The sequence below is a fragment of the Stenotrophomonas sp. genome (assembly GCF_032103445.1).
In the GTDB taxonomy this organism is placed as follows: domain Bacteria; phylum Pseudomonadota; class Gammaproteobacteria; order Xanthomonadales; family Xanthomonadaceae; genus Stenotrophomonas.
Genome location: NZ_DAMDFR010000041.1, coordinates 1 through 24060, shown reverse-complemented (window position 1 = coordinate 24060; position 24060 = coordinate 1). Strand labels below are relative to the sequence as shown.

Here is a 24060-nt window from a genome sequence, read left to right as displayed (position 1 = left end):
ACCGGGGCGGCCCGACCGCCGCTGCCCTACACTGCGTCACGCCCCTGTCCCTGTGACCCCGCCATGACCGCCCTGCCCGGCCCGATTGACGAAGTGCGTGACCTGACGCCTGCGCAGCTGCGCGCGTTGCTGCCCACCTGGACCACCCCCAAGGTGATCCGCGGGCTGGTAGCCGACTGGCCGCTGGTACAGGCCGCGCGCCGCTCGCCGGCCGACGCGGTGGCGCACCTCAAGCACTTTTACCACGGCACGATGCCGGTCACCGCCACCACCGCGCCGCCGGAGGCGCAAGGGCGCATCTTCTACAACGCGGACATGAGCGGCTTCAATTTCCGCCGCGAGCAGATTCCCTTGAAGGTGGTGCTCGACACCCTGCTCAAGTACCAGGGCCAGGCCGCGCCACCGACCATCTATGTGGCCTCGACCACGCTGGACAGCTTCCTGCCCGGCTTCCGTCAGGACAACCCGCTGGACCTGGGAGTGGACGACCCGCTGGGCAGCATCTGGATCGGCAACCGCTCGCGCATTGCCGCGCACCAGGACGTGCCGGACAACCTGGCCTGCGTGGCCGCCGGTCGGCGCCGTGTCACCCTGTTCCCGCCGGAGCAGATCGGAAACCTCTATATCGGCCCACTGGATTTCAATCCGGCCGGCCAGGCGGTCAGCCTGGTCGACTTCGCTGCACCCGATCTGGAGCGCTTCCCCCGGTTTGCCGAAGCCTGGGCGCAGGCCCAGGTGGCCGAGCTGGGGCCAGGCGATGCGGTGTTCATTCCCTCGCTGTGGTGGCACCACATGGAGGGACTGGACGACTTCAACGTGCTGGTGAACTACTGGTGGCGCTCCGTACCGGGGTGGATGGACACGCCGATGAACGCCTTGATGCTGGCCATTCTGGCCCTGCGCGACCTGCCGCCGGCCCAGCGCGCGCATTGGCAGGCGATGTTCGATCACTACGTGTTCGAGGCTGGAGAGCAGACCACAGGGCACATTCCCGATGCGGCACAAGGTGTGTTGGGGCCGCTGGATGCCGCAGCGGCGGGCAACGTGCGCAGTGTTCTTCGGCGAAGGCTGGAGCGGTGACGCTTTACACACTTGACTTCTGAATACGCAATAATCCGCCCGTTCTCCGCCGTCTGGCCGTACCCCCATGTCGCCGTTGCCGTCCCGCCTTACCCTGGGCAAGCTGATTCTTGGCCTGGCCCTGCTCAGTGCCATCGTCGCCCTGGCCAACACCCTGCACGCCAGCTACCGGGTGCAGCGCGAGCAGTTGATCGGCAACACGCTGGAAGCCAACCGTGTGTACGCCAGCAAGCTGGCCGAGACCACCCAGAACTTCCTGCTGGCCGCGCAGCAGCAGCTGGCCTACTCCGCCAAGGGGCTGGGCAGCCGCGCGCACAGCGTGCAGGAGCTGGAACGGGAAGCGGCCCGGCTGCAGCAGCAGACCAACGATTTCAACTCGGTGTTGATCGTCGACCGCGCCGGCACGGTATTGGCCACCTCGCCGCAGAGTCTGGCGCTGCAGGGCGTGGTGCTCAACAGCTCCGGCAATACAGAAGCCCTCAAGCGTCGCGAGCCCTACATCAGCGACCCGTACCAGTCGGCCACCGGCCGCCTGCTGGTGGCCATCACCCAGCCCATCTTCAATACCGAGGGCCAGTACCAGGGCTATGTCAGCGGCACCATCTACCTGCGCCAGACCAGCATTCTGCAGACCCTGCTGGGCAAGCATTACTACCGTGACGGCTCCTATCTGTACGTGGTGGACCGCAACGCCCGCATCCTCTATCACATCGAGCCGAACCGGATCGGCCAGTTCGCCAAGGACAACCCGGCGGTGCAGGCGGTCAGCAAGGGCCACTCCGGTGCGCAGGAAGTGCGCAACAGCCACGGCGTGCTGATGCTGGCCGGCTACGCGCCGGTGCCGGCGGTGGGCTGGGGCGTGGTCGCACAGCGCCCCACCGAAGCCACCCTGGCGCAGCTGTCGCGTCTGATGTCGGCGGTGATCTGGAACGCCATTCCGCTGGGCATCGTCTCGCTGCTGCTCACCTGGTGGTTCGCCCGCCGTATTTCGCTGCCGTTGTGGCAGATGGCGCGCAACGTGCAGAACCGCGACACCGGCATTGCCATCCGCCATGTGGGCGCGACGCGCGCGTGGTACTACGAAGCCGCCCACCTCAAGCAGGCGCTGCTGTACAGCTTCAACCTGCTGCAGGACCGGATCGGAAAGCTCAACCGGGCCAGCATGACCGACCCGCTCACCGGCCTGCAGAACCGTCGTGGACTGCAGCAGGGTCTTGAGGACTGGCAGGCACGCGGCCAGCCGTTCGGGATCATCGCGCTGGACATCGACCGCTTCAAATCGATCAATGACCGCTTCGGCCACCCGGTGGGTGACGCGGTGATCCTGCGCATCGCGCAGATCATGCGCGACGATTCGCGCGACACCGACCTGCTGTGCCGCAATGGCGGCGAGGAGTTCCTGATCCTGCTGCCGGGCATTGATGTAGCCAACAGCGCGCTGATCGCCGAACGTCTTCGTGCACAGATTGCCGGCAAAACCTTCGACGATGTCGGTGCCGTGACGGTATCGCTGGGCGTGGCGCATTACCCGTCGTACCACGAAGACCCGCAGCAGGCCCTGCGCCTGGCCGACAAGGCGCTGTACATGGCCAAGGAACAGGGTCGCAACCGGACCGTGATCTATCCGCTGGAAGACACGTCGCAGGGTTGATGTGAGGGTCAGATCGGCGGCAGCCGCCGATCTGACACGAAGCGTGCTCAGCCGCCCAGCGGGGTGAGCAGACGCGGGCCGCTATGGGCGTCCGCCATGTACACCCCACCACTCGGCAGCAGGTCCGCCCCGGCATCGGCAGGGCTTTCGGCCCGCCACGGAGCACTCAGGCGCGGCCCGGGGATGTAGGCATGCCACTTTCCGTAGACCTCACGGTCGTCATTCAACGCGAACCTGACAGGAACGCGAACGTTCCAGTACGGGTCGTTCCTGCTCTCACCGCTGGTTGGAGCCCGGTAGGTCCACCCTCGCGCCGCTCTGACTGAGGCACGCGCAAGTTCATCGCGCATTCTCTGCATTTCGGGCTCGGCACCCACCCACCGCAGATTGACCTGTTCGGCAAATACATCTTCGACCTTTCCGTCGCGTCCAACTTTGACCAACAACAAAACCTCTCCGCCGCCACCGCGCTGGAAGACGGCAGTGGGGTACTGAGGAGCGCGGGCCTTCAGACGCGTGACGCGATCGGTCGCATCGTCTCGGTACTCCGAAAAGTTCGCAGCCACCAGCGACACGGTGGCACCACCATCGGCCTCGGGCTTGGCCAGCAGACGGATACTCACCGGCGTGCGTGCTGGCACTGCCACACCATCCACGATGATGCGTTCGAACTTCCAGCCCTTGACCTGCCCGTCCACAAATCCGGCCACGCCGGTCGGCACGCTGTCGCGCTTGTCGAGGTGGAACCCTTCAACCTGGCCTTCGGTACCGATGTCGATATGGCCGGTCAACACCATGGTGGATTCGGCCGTACTCGCCACCTGGCGAGCCGTCTGCGCGTGGACCGAGGGCCCGCAGATCGCAGCGGACGTCCCGAGCACCAATGCAACGGAAAGCGTCAGGTTTCTGCTGAATCGCATGTCACTACTCCATGTGGATTGAAGCGAAATCTATACCACAACCGCGTCATTTCATCGTTACGCCAACCGATGGGCGGCCGCGTACGGCGGTGTATCGGGGTAGTCACCCGCAACAAAGCGCGCCTGCAGACCCTGCCACCACGTTGGATCGAACAGATGGCCGAAGTGCTCACGCACCGCTGCCAACTCTGTCGCAGGCAACCCCATGAAGGGCGCGAAGCGCTCCGGGAACACGTCGTGCGCGCCCACATGGAACCAGGGCTCGTCGGCCATCGCCTCTTCGGCGTTGCGCGGCTGCGGCCACGCCCGGAACACACAGTCGGTGAGCAGGCTCAGTTCGTCGTAGTCATAGAACACCGCACGCCCATGACGAGACACACCGAAGTTCTTCGGCAGCATGTCGCCCGGGAAGATGTTGTTGCGTGCCATGTCGGTAATGGCCTGCGCGTAATCCAGTGCGGCGGCGCGGCGCGCGTCGGCGGTCTGCTCGCGCAGGTACAGATTGAGCGGACGGAAGCGGCGCTGCACGTAGCACAGGTCGATGACCAGGTCGTCGCCCTCCTCGTGCACGCTGGTGGCGCATTGCGTCAGCAGTTCCTCGCGCAAGGCCGCGGAGAAACGCGCACGTGGGAAGCGCAGGTAACGGTAGGGCTGCGCGTCCAGCAGGCGGCCTACTCGATCCAGCGTGAATACCAGCGCGTACTTCTCTTCGACGTCGTGCCGGGTCATCCTCTTGGGCCAGGCAAAGCGGTCACGGATCAGCTTGAACACCAGCGGGTAGCTGGGCAGGGTGAACACCGCCATCACCATGCCGGGTGTGCCGTCGGCATGCACCAGCTGTTCGTCCGGGTGGGTCTGGAAGTGATGGAAGAAGGTACGGTAGCGCTCGGTCTTGCCCTGCTTGGCGCGGCCCAGCACGGTATAGATCTCATCGATCGGCTTGGCCGGCAACAGGCTGCGCAGGAACACCACCGCGTCGCCCACGGTGGTCAGATCGGCCTGGAAGTAGCTGCGTGACACGCCGAACAGATGCGCCACATCGCGGCGGCGGGTCAGCACCGCATCGGCACGCAGCCCCTTGTCGTCATTGACCAGGGCGATGACACAGGGCGAGAAGCGATGCTCGCCGAATACGCGCCCGACCAGATAGGCGCGGCGCTCGCGGTAGAACACGGTGTCCAGCAGCTCGATGCTGCGCACCGGGTGGTCGCCCCAGTGCTGCAGGTCGTCCTGCAGGCGCACCGCGATGGCGGCGGCGCAGCGCAGCTGATGCGCATAGGGGACATCGAACGGGTAATCACCCAGCACCCGCATCAGCGCTTCAGCCGGACGCGTGGCCGACACTGCATAGGTGTGTCGTGCCACCGGGTGGGTGATGGCATCGGAGGGGACCACGTCCATGGCCATGAACTCGACGTCGGCGTCCACACCCTGGGTGGCGAACAAGCGCCGCGCCAGCGTGTTGTAGAAGGTTTTGTACAGCTCCGCATCAATCAGCGGCTCGATCATCGCCGCGTAGACTGCACGGACCTGCAGCCACAGGCCACGTTCACCGATGGCTTCTCCGGCACTGCGACGCAGGGCATCCACGGTTTCGGCGATACAGGCGTCGTACAGGCCGATGCGCTCCACCGCATCCTGCCGGGCGGCGGGCCAGTCACGCGTTTCAAAGCGCAGTCGCGCACGTTGCGTGATCACGGCGAAGCGCGCGTGATAGTCCTCGAAGCCTTCGCGAATGCGCGTGGCCAGGCGCGTGGACAGCGGCAGGTCGGTGACACCCATGCAGGTAGATCCGGAAGACCGGATTTCACCCTATCAAATGGAGCGGCACCGGGCGACCGCCCGGTGCCGTCGATTTCATCCCCCCGGATGATTCAGATCGCCAGCAGGCCTTCCACTTCCTGCACCTTGCGACGGGCCAAGGCGAGGTTGGCCTTGTCGCGGTTCAGCACCAGATACAGGAACAGGCCCTGCTTGGTCGCGACCGGACGCATGATGTGGTACGCCTTGCCCAACGAGATCAGAATGTCCTCGATGGTATCGTTGAGGCCGAGCGCTTTGGCCGTCTTCAACTTGGCGCGGATCACTTCGGTATTGCCCGCCGCCGCCACTTCCATGTCCATGCCTGCGCCGGCTTCACCCAGCAGCATGCCGCTTTCATAGTCCACCAGCGCCACGGCCTGCGCGCCGTCGATGGTCATCAGCGCGCTCAAGGTTTCGTTCAGTCCTGCCATGTTGCACCCCTTTGTTTGTATCGAGCCCCGGTTACTCCTGCGGATCGGCTCGTGATCCGCTGAGTTCGGCCATGATGTTGCGGCCACAGTTCTTGGCACTCCACAGCACCTTGCCGACGACACAGCGCGTGTCGCAGGCGGTCATCAGCAGCAGCGGGGCCGGCGTGCATGGCAGCGCCAGCATCAGCACCTTGCCCTCGCCCGCTTCCAGCATCAGCGTTTCCAGCTCACCCAGCGCCAGTTCACGGCCCACCGCTGCGGCCAACGCCAACATCGCGCTGGTCATCGCCGCCAGGCGCTCTCCGTTTCCATGCGTCCCGGCGGCAGGCAGTACCGCGAAACCATCCACCGTCGCCAGCACTACGCTGCGCACGCCATCGATGTCATCGACGAACTGATTGAGATGCTGCACCAGCCGCTCGCGCAGCGCCGGGTCCAACCGGCGCGCGTCGTGTCCGTCAGCCATGCGCCATCACCAGTTCGCCCGCTTCCATTTCGCTCATCAGTACATCCATCAGCCACAAGCCCTGTTCACGGTCACGTGCATCGACCGGCATCACCGGCAGCACGCGCTGGTCCCAGCCGGCCAGCGTAGTGCAGGCCTCCAGGTCGAACTGCGGAGCCAGATCCACCCGGGTGATGCCCACCACTGCCGGCACCTGCGTGGCGTGCTGCTTCAGCACCGCCAGATAGGCCTCCAGCTCAGCCACGGCAGCCGCACGGGTGGCATCGAGCAGCAGCACCACGCCGCTGGCCCCCTGCAGCAGGATTGGCCACAGGAAATCAAAGCGCTGCTGCCCTGGCGTGCCATACAGGCGCAGGCGGTCGCCGTTCGGCAGGTCGATGTCGGCGTAGTCCATCGCCACCGTGGTGGAGGCCTTGTCCGCACCTTCGCGGTCGCTGTTGAGCACATCGGTGTCCACCACCGCACCGGTGGCGATGGCGCGCACCAGGGTGGATTTGCCGCAGCCCATGGTGCCCAGCACCACGATCTTGTGTTCCCGCATGCTCAGGCCCCGCTGCGCTGGCGCACGCTGCGCCACATCCGGGCCAGCAGGGTGCCACCGCCCGCCGCGGCGGTGTTGCGCACCGGCGGGGTTTCCTGCGGCACCGCTTCCAGCGCGGCGTAGCCACACAGGTACGCCGGGTGCACGAAGCTGCGCACCGCGTCACTGGAGACGTCCAGCAGGGATGCACATTCGTCCACGCTGCACGCACGCTTGAGCAGCAGCGAACACAACCGGAAGCTGTCGTGCTGGCGGCCCAGCACACGGAAATCCGGCCAGCGCAGCAGTTTCACCCGTGCGTGGCGCTGCAGGCGCGCGTCCAGGTCCTGCCAATGGTCCGGACGCTGGCCCCACTGCCACAGCAGCGGGCGCAGCGGCTGGCGGGTGCGTTCGCCGGCCAATTCCTGGTAACGGCGCGCGGAGATGCCGTGCAGGGTCAACGACTCAAAACTATCAGAGAGGTCCTGGGCCAGGTGCTCGGCCGGTACCCCAGCCGGCACCACCATCTGGTCCTGCACGAAGTCGATCAGCACCTGTGCAGCCCCGTCCAATGCCAGCACCGCGTGGCCTTGGCGGGCATTGAGGCTTTCGCGCAGGGCGCGGGTGATGGCCTTGGCCCCGCGAGCGGTGCTGGGTTCGTCGATGCTGGAAGCCGGTGTGCTGTCCACCATGTGCCTCAGTGCGTGTTCAATGGCCGCGTCGTCCAGCACAGGCCCATTGCTGCGCTCGCCATCGCGCAGCTGGCCCTGCTGGTCCTCCACCCACAACTGGATGCGCGGGCGCTCGCGCACCATGCGCATTGCGGCATTGCGCAGCGCCGGCGTATCGCGGATCACCAGCAGGTCGCACTCATCGAGATCGCGGCAGGTGCTGACCGCATCGGCCGTCAACGACGCAGCCGAACGCAGGCGCTGCAGCAGCGCGCGCTCCCCCTGCATGTCCGACCCCACCACCAGCACCCTTGCCATCCGCGTTCCCCTACCTTGTGAAAGATCACATCCTGAGCGGAATAGAGCGTGGTTAGCCTATGCCAACCCCTCCGAGAGCATAGGTGATGTGTTTCTCATTTTCTGCAGGTAAATCCGGCCAAAAATCGGTTTCTGGATAGTGCGGAAACAGGCAAGTTTCATGCCGTTTTCACGAATTCGACGTTGGTGTCCGGTCACGGGGTGGGTCGACGGAGTTCACAGTTTTGGCCGACGCACAAAAAAAGAACCCGCGCCGAAGCGCGGGTTCCTCGTAGGTCACATTGAAAGGCCCGATCAGCCCTTCAGCGCATCCAGTGCGGCGTTGAACGTCGCGCTCGGACGCATCGCCTTCGACACCTTCGCCAGGTCCGGACGGTAGTAGCCACCGATATCCACGGCCTTGCCCTGCACCGCGGCCAGCTCGGCCACGATGGCCTGCTCGTTGTCGGTGAGTGCCTTGGCCAGCGGGGCGAACTTCGCCTTCAACTTGGCATCTTCGTCCTGCGCGGCCAGGGCCTGGGCCCAGTAGAGCGCGATGTAGAAGTGGCTGCCACGGTTGTCGATGCCACCCAGCTTGCGCGACGGCGACTTGTCGTTGTCCAGGAACTGGCCGTTGGCCTGGTCCAGGGTCTTGGCCAGCACGGCGGCGTCGGCGTTGTTGTAGCGCTCGCCCAGGTGTTCCAGCGAAGCGGCCAAGGCCAGGAATTCACCCAGCGAGTCCCAGCGCAGGTAGTCTTCTTCAACGAACTGCTGCACGTGCTTGGGAGCCGAACCGCCAGCACCGGTCTCGAACAGGCCGCCACCGGCCATCAGCGGCACGATGGACAGCATCTTCGCGCTGGTGCCCAGTTCCATGATCGGGAACAGGTCGGTCAGGTAGTCGCGCAGCACGTTGCCGGTCACCGAGATGGTGTCCTCACCCTTGCGGATGCGGTCCAGCGAGAAGGTGGTCGCTTCCACCGGGGCCAGGATGCGGATGTCCAGGGCGGCGGTGTCGTGGTCCTTGAGGTAGGTGTTGACCTTGGCGATCACCTGGGCGTCGTGGGCACGCTTTTCGTCCAGCCAGAACACCGCCGGGGTGCTGCTCAGGCGGGCGCGGTTCACGGCCAGCTTGACCCAGTCCTGGATCGGCGCGTCCTTGGTCTGGCACATGCGCCAGATGTCACCGGTCTGCACGGCGTGTTCGAAGATCACGCTGCCGGCGTCGTCGGTGACGCGCACGGTGCCGTCGGCCGGAATCTGGAAGGTCTTGTCGTGCGAGCCGTACTCTTCCGCCTTCTGCGCCATCAGGCCGACGTTCGGCACCGAGCCCATGGTGGCCGGGTCGAACGCGCCGTGGGCGATGCAGTCGTCGATGACGGCCTGGTACACGCCGGCGTAGCAGCGGTCCGGAATGACGGCCTTGGCGTCCTGCAGCTTGCCTTCGGCATTCCACATGCCGCCGGAGTCGCGGATCATGGCCGGCATCGAGGCGTCCACGATGACGTCGCTGGGCACGTGCAGGTTGGTGATGCCCTTGTCGGAATTGACCATGGCCAGGCCCGGGCGCTTGCCGTACTCGGCAGCCAAGTCGGCTTTGATCGCTTCCTGGGTGGCTTCCGGCAGCTGCGGCAGGCGCGCGTACAGGTCACCGATGCCGTTGTTGGCGTCGAAACCGGCCTGCTTGAGCACGTCGGCGTGCTTGGCCAGCACGTCCTTGTAGAACTCTTCCACCACCACGCCGAACATGATCGGGTCGGAGACCTTCATCATGGTGGCCTTCAGGTGCAGCGAGAACAGCACGCCCTTGGCCTTGGCGTCGGCAATCTGCGCCTGCACGAAGGCGGCCAGCGCGCTGCGGCTCATGACGGCGGCGTCGACGATTTCACCGGCCTTGACCGCGGTCTTTTCCTTCAGCAACACGGCGCTGCCGTCGGCCTTGACCAGTTCGATCCTGAGGTTGCCGGCGTTGGCGAGGGTGGCGGACTTTTCGCTGCCGTAGAAGTCACCACCGTCCATGTGCGAGACATGCGACTTGGAATCCTTCGACCACTTGCCCATGCGGTGCGGGTGCTTGCGGGCATAGTTCTTCACCGACAGCGGCGCACGGCGGTCGGAATTGCCTTCGCGCAGCACCGGGTTCACCGCGCTGCCCTTGACCTTGTCGTAGCGGGCCTTGATGTCGCGCGAGACGTCGTCGGTGGGCACATCCGGGTAGTTCGGCAGGGCGTAGCCCTGGTCCTGCAGTTCCTTGATGGCGGCCTTCAGCTGCGGCACCGAGGCGCTGATGTTGGGCAGCTTGATGATGTTGGCGTCCGGGGTGGTCGCCAACTGGCCCAGTTCGGCCAGATCATCGGCCTGCTTCTGCTCGTCTTTCAGGTAATCCGGGAACAGCGCCAGGATGCGACCGGACAGCGAGATGTCGCGGGTCTCGACCGCGATGCCGGCGGTTGCGGTGTAGGCCTCGACGATGGGCAGCAGCGACGCGGTCGCCAGGAACGGGGCCTCATCGGTGAGGGTGTAGAGAATCTTGGGCGTGTTCGACATGGGGAACGGATACTCTGCGGGGAAACCCCCGCATTGTCGCGGTTTAGGCCCCCCGTAGCAAAGCCGCACCATACGCGGCGGTATTGGAGCAAGGCCCACGCATAAAAAAGACGCAGCCTCGCGGCTGCGTCCATCGTGAGCCCGTACCGGGAGAGAGTCGGCTAAGGCTTACTTGACCTCGAACTCCTGCGGCGTTCCGGCCGCTCTACCATCTACCGTGACTTCCGCGCGGTACTTGCCCGCCGGCCAGCCATTGGCATTCGTGAAGCTGACGTTGGTGGTTTCCGCACCCGTGGTGTTCAGCACCTGGCTCTCTTCGCCGGCCACCTGGCCATCCTGGTAGGTCAGCTTCGCGCCCACGTTGGTATTGTTGGCGGTGCCGTCGGTACGGATCGACACGATGATCACGTCCTTCGGCGCGAACAGCGCCGTCGGGGCCACCGACTTGTCTGCGGCTGCGGTCTTGCCCACCGTCACGGCGGAGACATTCACCGCCGCCGCCTGGGTCATCGGCTGTGGCGCGGCCGGTTCGGTCACCGGTGCCGGCGCGGTGGCCGCCGGTTGCGCGGTGGTGTCCACCGACTCTTCTTTCTTCTTGCAGCCGGTCACGGCTACGGTCGCCAGCAGTGCTGCAAGTACGGCGGTACTGATCGATGTCTTCTTCATGGAATTCCTCCAAGGGAATGGTTGGGCCAGACCGTCGGTTCAGGTCTTCGGCGGCAGTTTCAGGACCTGTCCCGGGAAGATCTTGTCCGGGTCGTCCAACACATCTTTATTGGCGTCGAAAATCTTCTTCCAGGCGTTGGCATCGCCCAGTTCCTGCTTGGCGATCTTCGACAGCGAATCGCCCTTCTGCACGGTGTAGGTGCCACCGCCTACCTTTTCGGCGGTGGTATCCACCGAGGCGGACACGCCGGAAAAATCCGCCTTCTCCACCTTTTCTGCCGTGGTATCCACCTTGGCGGACACCCCGGAGAAATCGGCCTTCTTGTCGGTACTCATCCGCACGCTCCCTTCCACAAGTGGGGACATGGATCGCACGGTGTCATAGGGGTTGTTAATGGGGGATGGCGTGGGTGTGAAGGGTTCGGGTGGGTTTCTGAACAGGGGGGACGGCGGGGCGTGGGACGTCCCGCCGCGCGGTAAAATGGGCCCATGAATACCCCACAGGACTCCAGCCTCGGTCGCGAGGTCGCCTACCCGTCGCAGTACGACCCCGGCCTGCTCTTCCCCATCCCCCGCCGCGCCGCCCGTGAGGAGATCGGCGTGGATGACGCCCACCTGCCCTTCGTCGGTCATGACCGCTGGCAGGCCTATGAACTGAGCTGGCTGGACCGGCGTGGCAAGCCCCGGGTCGCGGTGGCCACCATAAGCGTGCCCTGCACCTCGCCGAACCTGATCGAGTCCAAGTCGTTCAAGCTGTACCTCAACTCACTCAACAGCACGCGCTTCGACGACGACGAAGCCGCCCGCCAGCGCATCGCCGGCGACCTGTCGGCCTGCGCCGGCGCCGTGGTCAACGTGGTGTTTGGCGTGCCGCCGCTGGTCGAGGCCGCCGAGGGTGAGTCACTGGACGAGCTGGAGGTGACCATCGACCGCTATGGCCCGCCGGCACCGGAGCTGCTGTCGGCCAATGACGGCCAGGTGGTCACCGAGACGCTGAGCTCGGCGCTGCTCAAGTCCAACTGCCCGGTGACCGGCCAGCCGGACTGGGCGCACGTGAGCGTGCGCTACCACGGCCCGCGCATCGACCGCGAAGGCCTGCTGCGCTATCTGGTGAGCTACCGCGAGCACGCCGAGTTCCACGAGCAGTGCGTGGAACGGATTTTCAGCGAGGTCAGCCAGCGCTGCCGGCCGCAGTGGCTGGAAGTGGAGGCGCGGTATACCCGGCGCGGCGGGTTGGATATCAATCCGTGGCGGGCGAGTCCGGGGATTGAAGCCCCGGCGCGCGTGGTGCGTGAGATCCGCCAGTAAGGTAGTGCCGGCCGCTGGCCGGCAACCATGCATCACCCCATCGAAGGTTCATGAGGTTGCCGGCCAGCGGCCGGCACTACCAGTCAGCTTTTCGGTGCGTTGAGGTAGTCGAGCGACACCTGCAACAACGCCCGCAGCCCCACATCCAGCGCCTTCTCATCCAGCAGGAACTTCGGCGAATGGTTGGCCGGGGCCTTGGCCGGATCGATGCCTTCGCTGGTGGAGCCGACGAAGAAGAACATGCCCGGCACCTGCTGGGCGAACAGCGAGAAGTCTTCCGCGCCCATCTGCAGCGGCGGCTCATACACGTTGGCTTCGCCCACCACCGCCTGCAGGCTGGGCAGCATGCGCGCGGTCAGTGCCGGGTCGTTGACCGTGGCCGGGTTGCCCTCGGCCTCGAAAATCTCGGTTTCAGCCCTGGCCCCATGCGCGGCGGCGGTGTGTTCGGCGACATTGCGCAGGTCGGCGAAGATCTGCTGGCGCATGCCCTCATCGAAGGTGCGAATGGTGCCCACCATCTCCACTTCGTCGGGAATGATGTTGTAGCGGATGCCGCCCTTGATCGCGCCGAAGCTGACCACCGCTGGCTGCTTGGAGATGTTGCTGCGGCGGCTGACGATGCTCTGCGCGGTGCCGACCAGGTCGGCGGTGGCGACGATCGGGTCAACGCCGTTCCACGGCGCTGAACCGTGGGTCTGGCGGCCGATCACCTTGATCCCGAAGCGGTCCGACGCCGCCATCAGCGGGCCACCGCGCACCGCGATCTGGCCCGCCTGGACGCTGGAGAACACATGCAGGCCGAACACCGCTTCCGGCTTGAAATCAGCGAACACACCCTCCTTGAGCATCAGTGCGGCACCGCCCTCTTCCGGCGGCGGTGCACCTTCTTCGGACGGCTGGAAGATCAGCATCACTTCGCCGGGCAGGTTCTCGCGCATCTTCACCAGCGCGTCGGCCACGCCCAGCAGGGTGGCGGTGTGGGCATCGTGGCCGCAGGCATGCATCACCCCGACCTGCTCGCCGCGGTAGGTGCTGGTGGCCTTGCTGGCAAACGGCAGGCCGGTCTGTTCGGTTACCGGCAGCGCATCCATGTCGGCGCGCAGGGCGATGCGCGGACCGGGCTTGCCGCCCTTGATGATCGCCACCACGCCGTGATGGGCAATGCCGGTCTTGGGCTTCAAGCCCATCGCGCGCAGGCGCTCGGCGACCTTGGCCGAGGTGCGCTCTTCGCGGTTGGACAGCTCCGGGTGCTGATGGAAGTCGCGTCGCCACTCCACCACCTGGGCCTGCAGACGGGCGGCGGCGGCGGTCACTTCGGGGCGCTCGGCCGGGGCGGCAGTGGCCAGGGCCGGGCTGGCCAGCAACAGGGCGGACATCAACAGCGACAGACGGGGCATCGGGCAGGTCTCCACAGCGGACAGGGGGTCAACTGCCTGAATGTAGGCCATCTGCGCCGGGATGTGTCGGTTTTGGCCCGCTCGTGGCCCACCGGGTGAGAACCCCTTGGGGAACATCGTCTCGTAATGGAGGTCTGAGCGCACGTCCCATCCGTCATGCAGGCAGTCTCACGGCGGGCGGGTATGCTTTGCAGCAGCCAACCGGGCCCCGCCCCCTGCCAGCCTCAGGAGTTTTGAATGTCGCGTTTCTGGAAGATCGTGCTGCTGGTGATCGCAGTGCTGGTGGTGGGCCTGATCGGCCTGCGTGTGCTGGGCGGGGGCAAGGACAAGGCTGGCGGGCCCGGCGCGGCAGCCGAAGCCGGCAAGGACGGCGAGCGTGACGCTGCGCCGGTGCCGGTCACCGTGGTGGATGCGGCGCGTCAGGACGTGCCGGTGTATGCCAGCGCGCTGGGCACGGTGTCGGCCATGAACACCGTCACCGTCAGCCCGCAGGTCGGCGGCCAGCTGATCAGCCTGAACTTCAAGGAAGGCCAGGAAGTGAAGCAGGGCGACGTGCTGGCGCAGATCGACCCGCGCACGGCGCAGGCCAGCTATGACGAGGCCGCCGCGGCCAAGCGCCAGAACCAGGCGCTGCTGGCCACCGCGCGCTCCAACTACGCGCGCTCCAACTCGCCGGAGTACCGCCAGTACGTCGCCAAGACCGACCTGGACACCCAGCGCAACCAGGTGGCCCAGTACGAAAGCACCGTGGCCGCCAACGAAGCCAGCATGCGCGCCGCCCAGGTGCAACTGCAGTACACCAAGGTCACCGCGCCGATCTCCGGCATTGCCGGCATCCGCGCGGTGGACGCCGGCAACGTGGTCAGCGCCGGCACTGCGCTGGTGACCCTGACCCAGGTGCACCCGATCCACATCGTGTTCAACCTGCCCGAGCGCCAGCTGCCGGACGTGCGCCAGGCCCAGCAGGCCGGCCCGGTGACCATCGCCGCGCTGGATCGCAATGACGCGCATGTGCTCACCGACGGCGGCAAGCTGGACGTGGTGGACAACCAGATCAGCAGCGACAGCGGCACCTTCCGTGCGCGTGCGCTGTTCGACAACACCGACAACACCCTGTGGCCGGGCCAGTTCGTCAACGTGCGCATGCAGCTGCGCACCATTGCCGGCGGCGTGGTCATTCCGACCCAGGCGGTGATGCGCGGGCCGGATGGCGAGTACGTGTACATCGTGCAGGCCGACAACACCGTGGCCATGCAGACGGTGAAGAGCGGCGTGGAAGTCGGCGACAGCCACGTGCAGATCACCGAAGGCCTGAAGGGTGGCGAGCGGGTGGTCAGCGAAGGCCAGTTCCGCCTGAAGCCAGGCAGCAAGGTCACCGCGCTGAAGCCGGGCGAAACGCCAGCTGCGCCGACCGAGGCTGAACTCAAGGCCGCGGCCCAGCAGCAGGGCCCGGGTGGCCGCCGTGGCGGTGGTCCGCGCTGATCGCGCCCCGCGTCCTTCCGGTACCGGCGTGCGCGCGGGTACCGGCTTTCTGCATTGCCGTCTGACGTAACCGCAAGGACCCGCCCGTGGGCTTTTCGACGATCTTCATCCGCCGTCCCATCGCCACCTCGCTGCTGATGGCCGGCCTGTTACTGCTGGGCATTCTTGGTTACCGGCAGCTGCCGGTGTCGGCACTGCCGGAAGTGGACGCGCCCAGCCTGGTGGTGACCACCCAGTACCCAGGTGCCAACGCCACCACCATGGCCTCGCTGGTGACCACGCCGCTGGAGCGCCAGTTCGGGCAGATCTCCGGGCTGGAGCTGATGACCTCGGATTCGTCAGCAGGCTTATCCACGATCATCCTGCAGTTCTCGATGGACCGCGACATCGATATTGCCGCGCAGGACGTGCAGGCGGCGATCCGCCAGGCCACCCTGCCCTCGTCGCTGCCCTACCAGCCGGTCTACAACCGGGTGAACCCGGCCGACGCGGCCATCGTTACCCTCAAGCTCACCTCGGACACGCGCCCGCTGCGCGACGTGAACAACTACGCCGACTCGATCCTGGCCCAGCGCCTGTCGCAGGTGCAGGGCGTGGGCCTGGTCTCGATTGCCGGCAACGTGCGTCCGGCCGTGCGCATCCAGGTCAATCCGGCGCAGCTGTCGAACATGGGCCTGACCCTGGAAGAGCTGCGCAGCGCGCTCACCCAGGCCAACGTCAACGCACCGAAGGGCTCGCTCAACGGCAAGACCCAGTCCTACAGCATCGGCACCAATGACCAGCTGACCAGTGCGGCCGAGTACCGCGACACCATCATCAGCTACCAGAACGGTCGCCCGGTGCGGTTGTCCGACGTGGCCGAGGTGATCGACGGGGTCGAGAACGACCAGCTGGCGGCGTGGGCCGACGGCAAGCCGGCGGTGCTGCTGGAAGTGCGCCGCCAGCCGGGCGCGAACATCGTGCAGACGGTGGAACGCATCCGCGCCCTGCTGCCGCAGCTGCAGAACGTGCTGCCGGCCGACGTGCACCTGGAGATCTTCTCCGACCGCACCGAAACCATCCGCGCCTCGGTGCATGAAGTGCAGTTCACTCTGATCCTGACCATCGGGCTGGTGGTGGCGGTGATCTTCGTGTTCCTGCGCCGCCTGTGGGCGACCATCATTCCGTCGGTGGCGGTGCCGCTGTCGCTGGCCGGCACCTTCGGGGTGATGGCATTTGCCGGGATGTCGCTGGACAACCTGTCGCTGATGGCGCTGGTGGTGGCCACCGGCTTCGTGGTCGACGATGCGATCGTAATGATCGAGAACATCGTCCGTTACATCGAGCAGGGCAAGAGCGGCCCGGAGGCGGCCGAGATCGGTGCGCGCCAGATCGGTTTCACCGTGCTCTCGCTGACCGTCTCGCTGGTGGCGGTGTTCCTGCCGCTGCTGCTGATGCCGGGCGTTACCGGACGGTTGTTCCATGAGTTCGCGTGGGTGCTGAGCATCGCGGTGGTGCTGTCGATGCTGATCTCGCTGACCCTCACCCCGATGATGTGCGCCTACCTGCTCAAGCCCGATGCGCTGCCGGAAGGCGAAGACGCGCACGAGCGTGCAGCAGCGGCAGGCAAGCAGAACCTGTGGACCCGCACCGTGGGCCTGTACGAGCGCAGCCTGGACTGGGTGCTGGAACACCAGCCGCTGACCCTGGCGGTCGCCGGCGGCGCACTGGTGCTGACCGTGCTGCTGTACGTGCTGATTCCCAAGGGCCTGCTGCCCGAACAGGACACCGGGCTGATCACCGGCGTGGTCCAGGCCGACCAGAACATCGCCTTCCCGCAGATGGAACAGCGCACCCAGGCGGTGGCCGAAGCCCTGCGCAAGGACCCGGCGGTGACCGGTGTGTCCGCCTTCATCGGCGCGGGCAGCATGAACCCCACCCTCAACCAGGGCCAGCTGTCGATCGTGCTGAAGCAGCGCGGCGACCGCGACGGACTGGATGAGATCCTGCCGCGCCTGCAGCAGGCGGTGGCCGGCATTCCCGGCGTGGCGCTGTACCTGAAGCCGGTTCAGGACGTGACCCTGGATACCCGCGTGGCCGCCACCGAGTACCAGTACTCGCTGTCGGACGTGGACAGCGAGCAGGTGGCGTTGCAGGCCACGCGCCTGACCGAGGCACTGCGCCAGCGCCCGGAACTGGCCGACGTGGACAACAACCTGTCCAACCAGGGCCGTGCGCTGGAACTGAACATCGACCGCGACAAGGCCAGCGTGCTGGGCGTGCCGATGCAGACCATCGACGACACCCTGTATGACGCCTTCGGCCAGCGCCAGATCTCCACCATTTTCACCGAGCTCAACCAGTACCGCGTGGTGCTGGAAGTGGCCCCGGAGTTCCGCACCAGCACCGCGCTGATGAACCAGTTGGCGGTGGCCTCGAACGGGGCCGGCGCGTTGACCGGCAGCAATGCCACCAACTTCGGCCAGGTCACCTCCTCGAACTCCTCCACCGCCACCGGCATCGGCGCGCAGAACACCGGCATTCCGGTCGGTGCGGGCAACATCATTCCGCTCTCGGCGCTGGCCGAAGGCAAGGTCACCAGCACGCCGCTGGTGGTGAGCCACCAGCAGCAGCTGCCGGCAGTGACGGTGTCGTTCAACATCGCGCCGGGCTACTCGCTGTCCGACGCGGTCAAGGCGATTGAAGAGACCAAGGCCAGCCTGGACATGCCGGCGCAGGTGCACGCGCAGTTCATCGGCAAGGCGGCCGAGTTCACCGGCAGCCAGACCGACGTGGTGTGGCTGCTGCTGGCCTCGCTGGTGGTGATCTACATCGTGCTGGGCGTGCTGTATGAGAGCTACATCCACCCGATCACCATCATCTCCACCCTGCCGCCGGCCGGCGTCGGCGCGCTGCTGGCGCTGATGGTGTGTGGCCTGAGCCTGTCCGTGGACGGCATCGTCGGCATTGTGCTGCTGATCGGCATCGTCAAGAAGAACGGCATCATGATGGTGGACTTCGCGATCGAGGCGCGCCGCGCCGGCGCCAACGCGCACGAGGCGATCCGCCGCGCCTGCCTGCTGCGCTTCCGCCCGATCATGATGACCACCGCCGCCGCCATGCTGGGCGCGTTGCCGCTGGCGCTGGGCACCGGCATCGGTTCGGAGCTGCGTCGCCCGCTGGGCATCGCCATTGTCGGCGGCCTACTGCTGTCGCAGCTGGTCACGCTGTACACCACGCCGGTGATCTACCTGTACATGGAACGCTTCTCCGAGCGCATGCGTCTGCGCCGTGAGCAGCGCGCACTGCGCCATGCCGCCGCACAGGACCGCGCGTGAACATCTCCGGTCCGTTCATCCGCCGCCCGATCGGCACCACCCTGCTGGCCATCGGCCTGTTCGTGGTGGGCCTGCTCTGTTACCTGAAGCTGGGCGTGTCGGCACTGCCGAACATCCAGATTCCGGTGATCTTCGTGCACGCCAGCCAGTCCGGCGCGGATGCCACGACGATGGCCTCGACGGTGACCGCGCCACTGGAACGCCACCTGGGCCAGCTGCCCGGGGTGGACCAGATGCGCTCGTCCAGCTCGGAAGGCAGCTCGCTGGTGTTCATGATCTTCCAGAGCGGCGTGGACATCGATTCGGCGGCGCTGGATGTGCAGACCGCGATCAATTCGGCCCAGGCCGACCTGCCTTCGGGGCTGGGCTCGCCGATGTTCCAGAAGGCCAACCCGAACGACGACCCGGTGATCGCCATCGCGCTCACCTCGCAGACCCAGTCCGCAGACGAGCTGTACAACGTGGCCGACTCGCTGCTGGCACAGCGCATCCGCCAGATCAGCGGCGTGTCGTCGGTGGATATCGCCGGTGCTTCGACGCCGGCGGTGCGCGTGGACGTCAACCTTCGCCTGCTCAATGCGCTGAACCTGACCCCGGACGACCTGCGCAATGCCGTCCGCGCGGCCAATGTGACCTCGCCCACCGGCTTCCTGAGCGATGGCAATACCACCACCGCGATTATCGCCAACGACTCGGTGGCACGCGCAGCGGACTTCGCCAACCTCGTCATCAAGACCGAGGACGACGGCCGCGTGATCCGGCTCAAGGACGTGGCCAACGTCTACGACGGCCAGCAGGACGCCTACCAGGCCGCCTGGTTCAACCACAAGCCAGCGGTGGTGATGTATGTGTTCACCCGTGCCGGGGCCAACATCGTGGAGACGGTGGACCGGGTCAAGGCGCAGATTCCCGCGCTGCGCGACTATCTGCAGCCGGGCACCACGCTCACCCCGTACTTCGACCGCACCCCGACCATCCGCTCGTCGCTGCATGAGGTACAGATCACCCTGCTGATCAGCCTGGCGATGGTGGTGCTGACCATGGCGCTGTTCCTGCGCCGCTTGGCCCCCACGCTGATTGCGGCGATCACCGTGCCGTTGTCGCTGGCCGGTGCGGCGCTGGTGATGTACGTGTTCGGCTTCACCTTGAACAACCTGAGCCTGCTGGCGCTGGTGATCGCGATTGGCTTCGTGGTCGACGATGCGATCGTGGTGATCGAGAACATCATGCGCCACCTCGACGAGGGCATGCCACGCCTGCAGGCGGCGCTGACCGGGGCGCGCGAGATCGGCTTCACCATTGTCTCGATCACCGCCTCGCTGGTGGCGGTGTTCATTCCACTGCTGTTTGCCAGTGGCATGGTCGGGGCCTTCTTCCGCGAGTTCACGGTCACCCTGGTGGCGGCCATCGTGGTCTCGATGATCGTCTCGCTGACCCTGACTCCGGCCTTGTGCAGCCGTTTCCTGAGCGCGCACGAGGAGCCCGAGAAGCCCTCGCGGATCGGTCGTTTCCTGGATGGCGCGCATGACCGCATGCTGCGCGTCTACACCGTGTGCCTGGACTTCTCGCTGCGCCACGCCCTGCTGCTGTCGCTGACCCCGATCCTGCTGATCGTGGCCACGGTGATGCTGGCCGGCGCGGTCAAGAAGGGCTCATTCCCACCGCAGGACACCGGGCTGATCTGGGGCCGTGCCAATTCCAGCGCGACGGTCTCGTTTGAAGACATGGTCAACCGCCAGCGCCGCATCACCGACATGCTGATGGCCGACCCGGCGGTGAAGACCGTGGGCGTGCGCCTGGGCAGTGGCCGTCAGGGCTCCAGCGCGCAGTTCAACGTCGAGCTGAAAACCCGCAAGGAAGGCCGCCGCGAGACCACGGCGGTCGCGCTGGCCCGGTTGAGCGCCAAGGCCGACCGCTACCCGGACCTGCAGCTGCGCCTGCGCGCGATCCAGGACCTGCCCAGCGATGGCGGCGGCGGCAACAGCCAGGGCGCGCAGTACCGCGTGTCGCTGCAAGGCAATGACCTGGCCCAGCTGCAGGAATGGCTACCCAAGGTACAGGCAGCGCTGAAGCAGAACCCCAAGCTGCGCGACGTCGGCACCGACGTGGATACCGCCGGCCTGCGCCAGAACGTGGTGATCGACCGCGCCAAGGCGGCGCGCCTGGGCGTTTCGGTCGGCGCGATTGATGGCGCGCTGTATGGTGCGTTTGGTCAGCGCCAGATCTCCACCATCTATTCGGACATCAACCAGTACAGTGTCGTGGTCAATGCCCTGCCCGAGCAGACCGCCACGCCGAAGGCGCTGGATGAGATCTATGTGCGTGCCGGCAATGGCCAGATGGTTCCGCTGACCGCGGTGGCCGAGCAGGTACCGGGACTGGCCCCGCCGCAGATCACCCACCAGAACCAGTACACCACCATGGACCTGAGCTACAACCTGGCTCCGGGCGTGAGTACGGGCGAGGCGGATCTGATCATCAAGCGCACCGTGGATGGTCTGCGCCTGCCAGGTGACATCCGCATCAGCGACGGCGGCGGTTTCAACGTTCAGCTGAATCCGAACTCGATGTTGATCCTGGTATTGGCGGCAATCATCACCGTGTATCTGGTGCTGGGCATGCTGTACGAAAGCCTGGTGCACCCGGTGACGATTCTGTCCACGCTGCCGGCAGCAGGCGTGGGCGCGTTGCTGGCGCTGTTCGTGACCAACACTGAGTTGTCGGTGATCTCGATGATCGCGCTGGTGTTGCTGATCGGCATCGTGAAGAAGAACGCGATCATGATGATCGACTTCGCGGTGGTGGCACAGCGCGAGCACGGCAAGACGCCGCTGGAGGCGGTGCGCGAGGCCAGCATCGTGCGCTTCCGCCCGATCATGATGACCACCATGGTGGCGATCCTGGCGGCGGTGCCGTTGGCGATCGGCATCGGCGAAGGCTCGGAACTCCGGCGGCCGCTGGGTATCGCGATGATTGGCGGGTTGCTGTTCTCGCAGAGCCTGACCCTGCTCAGCACGCCGGCGTTGTATGTGATCTTCTCGTGCCTGCAGGGCCATTGGCGCGCGTGGCGGGCACGCCGGCGCGAACGAAAGATGATGCGACGCGCAGCGCGCGCGTAACCCTGCGACCGCGCGTCACATGACAATCATTTGACGCGCGGTAACGAAAAGAGAACAATTCGCGGCAGCCACGGTCCTGCCGCGCCTCGCGCCCTGCGCTGATTCCCGCCCCCGCGGGCAGTGCCCCGACTCAGCCACCTCCCCTATTCCGCCATCACCTGATCGCGGACGGTGTGCTGCTGTCCGCGGAGGACCCCGACATCATGCAATCCGCTGCACTGCTTCGTCCTACCCTGTTAGCCCTTTCGCTTTCGCTGGCCTGCGTGGCCCAGGCCCAGTCCACCCCGGACGGCACCGCGCGCGCGCGCAGCGCCACCGACCTGGATGCCATCACCGTGACCGGCGAGCGCGCCCACACTGATACCGGTGCGCTGGGCGACCGCGCGGTGCGCGATACCCCATTCGCCATCTCGGTGGTCGGCCGCGAAGCAATCGAGCAGCGCCAGGTGGTCTCATTGGGTGAGGCATTCCTGACCGACCCGTCGGTGGTGACCCAGGTCAGTGCGTATGCCAGCGGCTGGAGCTCGCCGATCCGCAATCGTGGCATCGATCTGAGCTACGACAGCTACCGCGTCAACGGCCTGCAGGTATCATCGTGGGGCACCGAGTGGCCGCTGGAAGTGATGGAGCAGGTGGAACTGCTGAAGGGTCCGGGTGGTTTCATGTACGGCTTCGGTCAGCCGGGCGGCATCATCAATTACGTCACCAAGAAGCCGACCGACACCACCACGCTGTCCACCCAGCTGGGCTGGCGTGAACAGGGCGTGGTCAGCGGCCAGGTCGACGTGGGCGGACGCTTCGGCAACGAAGAGATGTTCGGCTACCGCTTCAATGCGTACCAGGAGAAGGGCGAGACCTTCAATGGCGGCGAGGTGAACCGCAAGGTGGGTTCGCTGTCGCTGGACGCACGCCTCAGTGACGCCATCACCTGGACTTTCGACGGCGTGTTCCAGGAGCGCGACCTCAGCGAGGAGTCGCCGCAGTGGTACTTCCGCGGGATCACCGAACTGCCGCGTCCGATTGGCGGTGACGTCGACAACAGCATTCCGGGAACCTACTACGACACCCGCTCCAGTCTGCTGTCGACGGCGCTGAACTGGCAGATCAACGAGGACTGGAAGGCCAGCGTTAGCTACGGCTACACCAGCTCGTGGAATGACGTGAACAAGATCTTCGCCTACATCGACGATGTGAACGGCGACTACGACATCAATTCGTACGAGCTGGGCGGAAAGACCGAATGGAAGCATGCGCAGGCGATGCTGCAGGGCCGGTTCCAGACCGGTCCGCTGTCGCACCAGGTGGTGGCAGGCGTCTCGCACCAGAAGGCAACGGGCTGGGACCGTCCGTATGAGTGGAATCTGATTGGTCGTGGCAACCTGTATCAGCGTCCGACCATCCGCCACGATGCGGTAGGTTCGCGGGTGATGACGCGCAGCAGCGAGACCATCCAGCAGGCGGTGTTCGTCAGCGACACGGTGGACTTCGGCCACGGCTGGTCGGTGCTGGCGGGTGCGCGCTACAACGACTTCGAGAACAAGGGCAGCTACCACACCTACCCGGTGACTCCGACCTACGCGGTGATGTACAAGCCGGCGGAGGAAGTGACGCTGTACACCAGCTATGTGGAATCGCTGGAAGCGGGCAACCGGGTGGGTTCGGATTACATCAACGCCGGCGACGTGCTGGACCCGACCATCAGCAAGCAGTTCGAAGTGGGCGCGAAGATGGAGTACCCGCGCTGGAACGCGAACGTGGCGGCGTTCCGTCTGGAGCGCGGCGCGAACATCGACCGGATCACCCCGGCCGGTCTGCTGCTGGTGCAGGATGGCATCACGCTGTACGAAGGCATTGAAGCCAGCGGTGCGGTGCACCTGACCGATGCGTTCACCCTGGGCGGTGGCGTGACCTGGCTGGACCCGACCTACGACAAGCTGTCACCGGACAGCGCCAGCCAGCAGGGTAACCGCACCACCGGCGCGGCGCGCTGGAACGGCGTACTGCACGCGAACTACCAGCTGCCGTGGGTGGATGGCCTGGACGCCTACGCAGTAGCCCGCTACTACGGCGACGTCTACTACGACGCCGACAACACGCTGAAGCTGCCGGACTACACCCTGCTCAACGCCGGCGTGGGCTACCGCATGCAGTGGAACGATCACGCAGTGACCTGGCGTGCCAGCGTCGAGAACCTGACCAACAAGAAGTACTGGTCCAACGCCGGCCTCGGCCTGCCGCGCACGTTCGCAGTAAGCGTACGCTTCGATCTGTAACCCTGCGCCGGTGCTGTTGGATTTATGCGAACAACCGCTGGTTCGCGGGCTCCCGTGTTTGGGCGTACCGGGGTGGGTTTGCGGGACACGCCGTAAACCCATCCATGGGGGC

At 65.9% G+C, this 24060-nt stretch carries 17 protein-coding genes; 7 read left to right on the top strand and 10 right to left on the bottom strand.

Features of this window, described 5'->3' with window-relative positions; translation table 11 throughout:
* Positions 1 to 63: 63 nt before the first annotated feature.
* Both RT551_RS14495 and RT551_RS14490 read left to right on the top strand, forming a co-directional pair.
* A complete protein-coding gene (locus RT551_RS14495; RefSeq protein ID WP_313459953.1) occupies positions 64 to 1080 on the top strand; it encodes a cupin-like domain-containing protein in 1017 nt (338 codons plus the stop codon).
* Between the two features lie 67 nt (positions 1081 to 1147).
* Positions 1148 to 2731: a sensor domain-containing diguanylate cyclase gene (locus tag RT551_RS14490; RefSeq protein ID WP_313459951.1), complete on the top strand. Its 1584-nt coding sequence runs from the start codon at positions 1148 to 1150 to the stop codon at positions 2729 to 2731.
* Positions 2732 to 2778: 47 nt separating this feature from the next.
* Here the strand turns inward: RT551_RS14490 and RT551_RS14485 are convergent, their stop codons facing one another.
* The 9 genes from RT551_RS14485 to RT551_RS14445 form a co-directional block, all read right to left on the bottom strand.
* Positions 2779 to 3651, bottom strand: a complete 873-nt coding sequence (locus RT551_RS14485) for an energy transducer TonB (protein ID WP_313459948.1) — start codon at positions 3649 to 3651, stop codon at positions 2779 to 2781.
* 57 nt (positions 3652 to 3708) lie between these two features.
* Positions 3709 to 5433, bottom strand: a complete 1725-nt coding sequence (aceK, locus tag RT551_RS14480) for a bifunctional isocitrate dehydrogenase kinase/phosphatase (protein WP_313459945.1) — start codon at positions 5431 to 5433, stop codon at positions 3709 to 3711.
* Between the two features lie 92 nt (positions 5434 to 5525).
* The gene (locus RT551_RS14475) at positions 5526 to 5885 is read right to left on the bottom strand and encodes a hypothetical protein (protein WP_313459944.1); all 360 of its coding nucleotides are present in this window, start codon (positions 5883 to 5885) and stop codon (positions 5526 to 5528) included.
* A gap of 31 nt (positions 5886 to 5916) precedes the next feature.
* Positions 5917 to 6351, bottom strand: coding sequence for a roadblock/LC7 domain-containing protein (locus RT551_RS14470; protein ID WP_313459941.1), 435 nt, complete (start codon positions 6349 to 6351; stop codon positions 5917 to 5919).
* Positions 6344 to 6892: an ATP/GTP-binding protein gene (locus RT551_RS14465; protein WP_313459939.1), complete on the bottom strand. Its 549-nt coding sequence runs from the start codon at positions 6890 to 6892 to the stop codon at positions 6344 to 6346. The genes RT551_RS14470 and RT551_RS14465 overlap by 8 nt, the downstream gene beginning before the upstream one ends.
* Positions 6893 to 6894: 2 nt before the next feature.
* Positions 6895 to 7860 (bottom strand): hypothetical protein, encoded by a 966-nt coding sequence (locus RT551_RS14460; protein ID WP_313459936.1) that lies wholly within the window; start codon positions 7858 to 7860, stop codon positions 6895 to 6897.
* A 294-nt stretch (positions 7861 to 8154) separates the two neighbouring features.
* On the bottom strand, positions 8155 to 10386 hold the full coding sequence (locus RT551_RS14455) for an NADP-dependent isocitrate dehydrogenase (protein WP_313459933.1): 2232 nt from the start codon (positions 10384 to 10386) through the stop codon (positions 8155 to 8157).
* A 168-nt stretch (positions 10387 to 10554) separates the two neighbouring features.
* Positions 10555 to 11052 (bottom strand): hypothetical protein, encoded by a 498-nt coding sequence (locus RT551_RS14450; protein ID WP_313459930.1) that lies wholly within the window; start codon positions 11050 to 11052, stop codon positions 10555 to 10557.
* Between the two features lie 39 nt (positions 11053 to 11091).
* Positions 11092 to 11388 (bottom strand): LysM peptidoglycan-binding domain-containing protein, encoded by a 297-nt coding sequence (locus RT551_RS14445; RefSeq protein WP_282298147.1) that lies wholly within the window; start codon positions 11386 to 11388, stop codon positions 11092 to 11094.
* A gap of 153 nt (positions 11389 to 11541) precedes the next feature.
* Between RT551_RS14445 and queF the strand changes: the two genes are divergently transcribed.
* Positions 11542 to 12360, top strand: coding sequence for an NADPH-dependent 7-cyano-7-deazaguanine reductase QueF (queF, locus tag RT551_RS14440; protein WP_313459928.1), 819 nt, complete (start codon positions 11542 to 11544; stop codon positions 12358 to 12360).
* Between the two features lie 83 nt (positions 12361 to 12443).
* On the opposite strand, the gene RT551_RS14435 is transcribed toward queF, so the two are convergent.
* Positions 12444 to 13757: a M20 family metallopeptidase gene (locus RT551_RS14435; protein WP_313459925.1), complete on the bottom strand. Its 1314-nt coding sequence runs from the start codon at positions 13755 to 13757 to the stop codon at positions 12444 to 12446.
* 237 nt (positions 13758 to 13994) lie between these two features.
* Between RT551_RS14435 and RT551_RS14430 the strand changes: the two genes are divergently transcribed.
* The 4 genes from RT551_RS14430 (at position 13995) to RT551_RS14415 (ending at position 23948) form a co-directional block, all read left to right on the top strand.
* The gene (locus tag RT551_RS14430) at positions 13995 to 15239 is read left to right on the top strand and encodes an efflux RND transporter periplasmic adaptor subunit (protein WP_313459923.1); all 1245 of its coding nucleotides are present in this window, start codon (positions 13995 to 13997) and stop codon (positions 15237 to 15239) included.
* Positions 15240 to 15325: 86 nt separating this feature from the next.
* Positions 15326 to 18556 (top strand): efflux RND transporter permease subunit, encoded by a 3231-nt coding sequence (locus RT551_RS14425; RefSeq protein ID WP_313459921.1) that lies wholly within the window; start codon positions 15326 to 15328, stop codon positions 18554 to 18556.
* Complete coding sequence (locus RT551_RS14420) at positions 18553 to 21675, top strand: efflux RND transporter permease subunit (protein ID WP_313459919.1); 3123 nt, start codon at positions 18553 to 18555, stop codon at positions 21673 to 21675. The genes RT551_RS14425 and RT551_RS14420 overlap by 4 nt, the downstream gene beginning before the upstream one ends.
* A gap of 203 nt (positions 21676 to 21878) precedes the next feature.
* Complete coding sequence (locus tag RT551_RS14415) at positions 21879 to 23948, top strand: TonB-dependent receptor (RefSeq protein WP_313459917.1); 2070 nt, start codon at positions 21879 to 21881, stop codon at positions 23946 to 23948.
* Positions 23949 to 24060 lie beyond the last annotated feature (112 nt).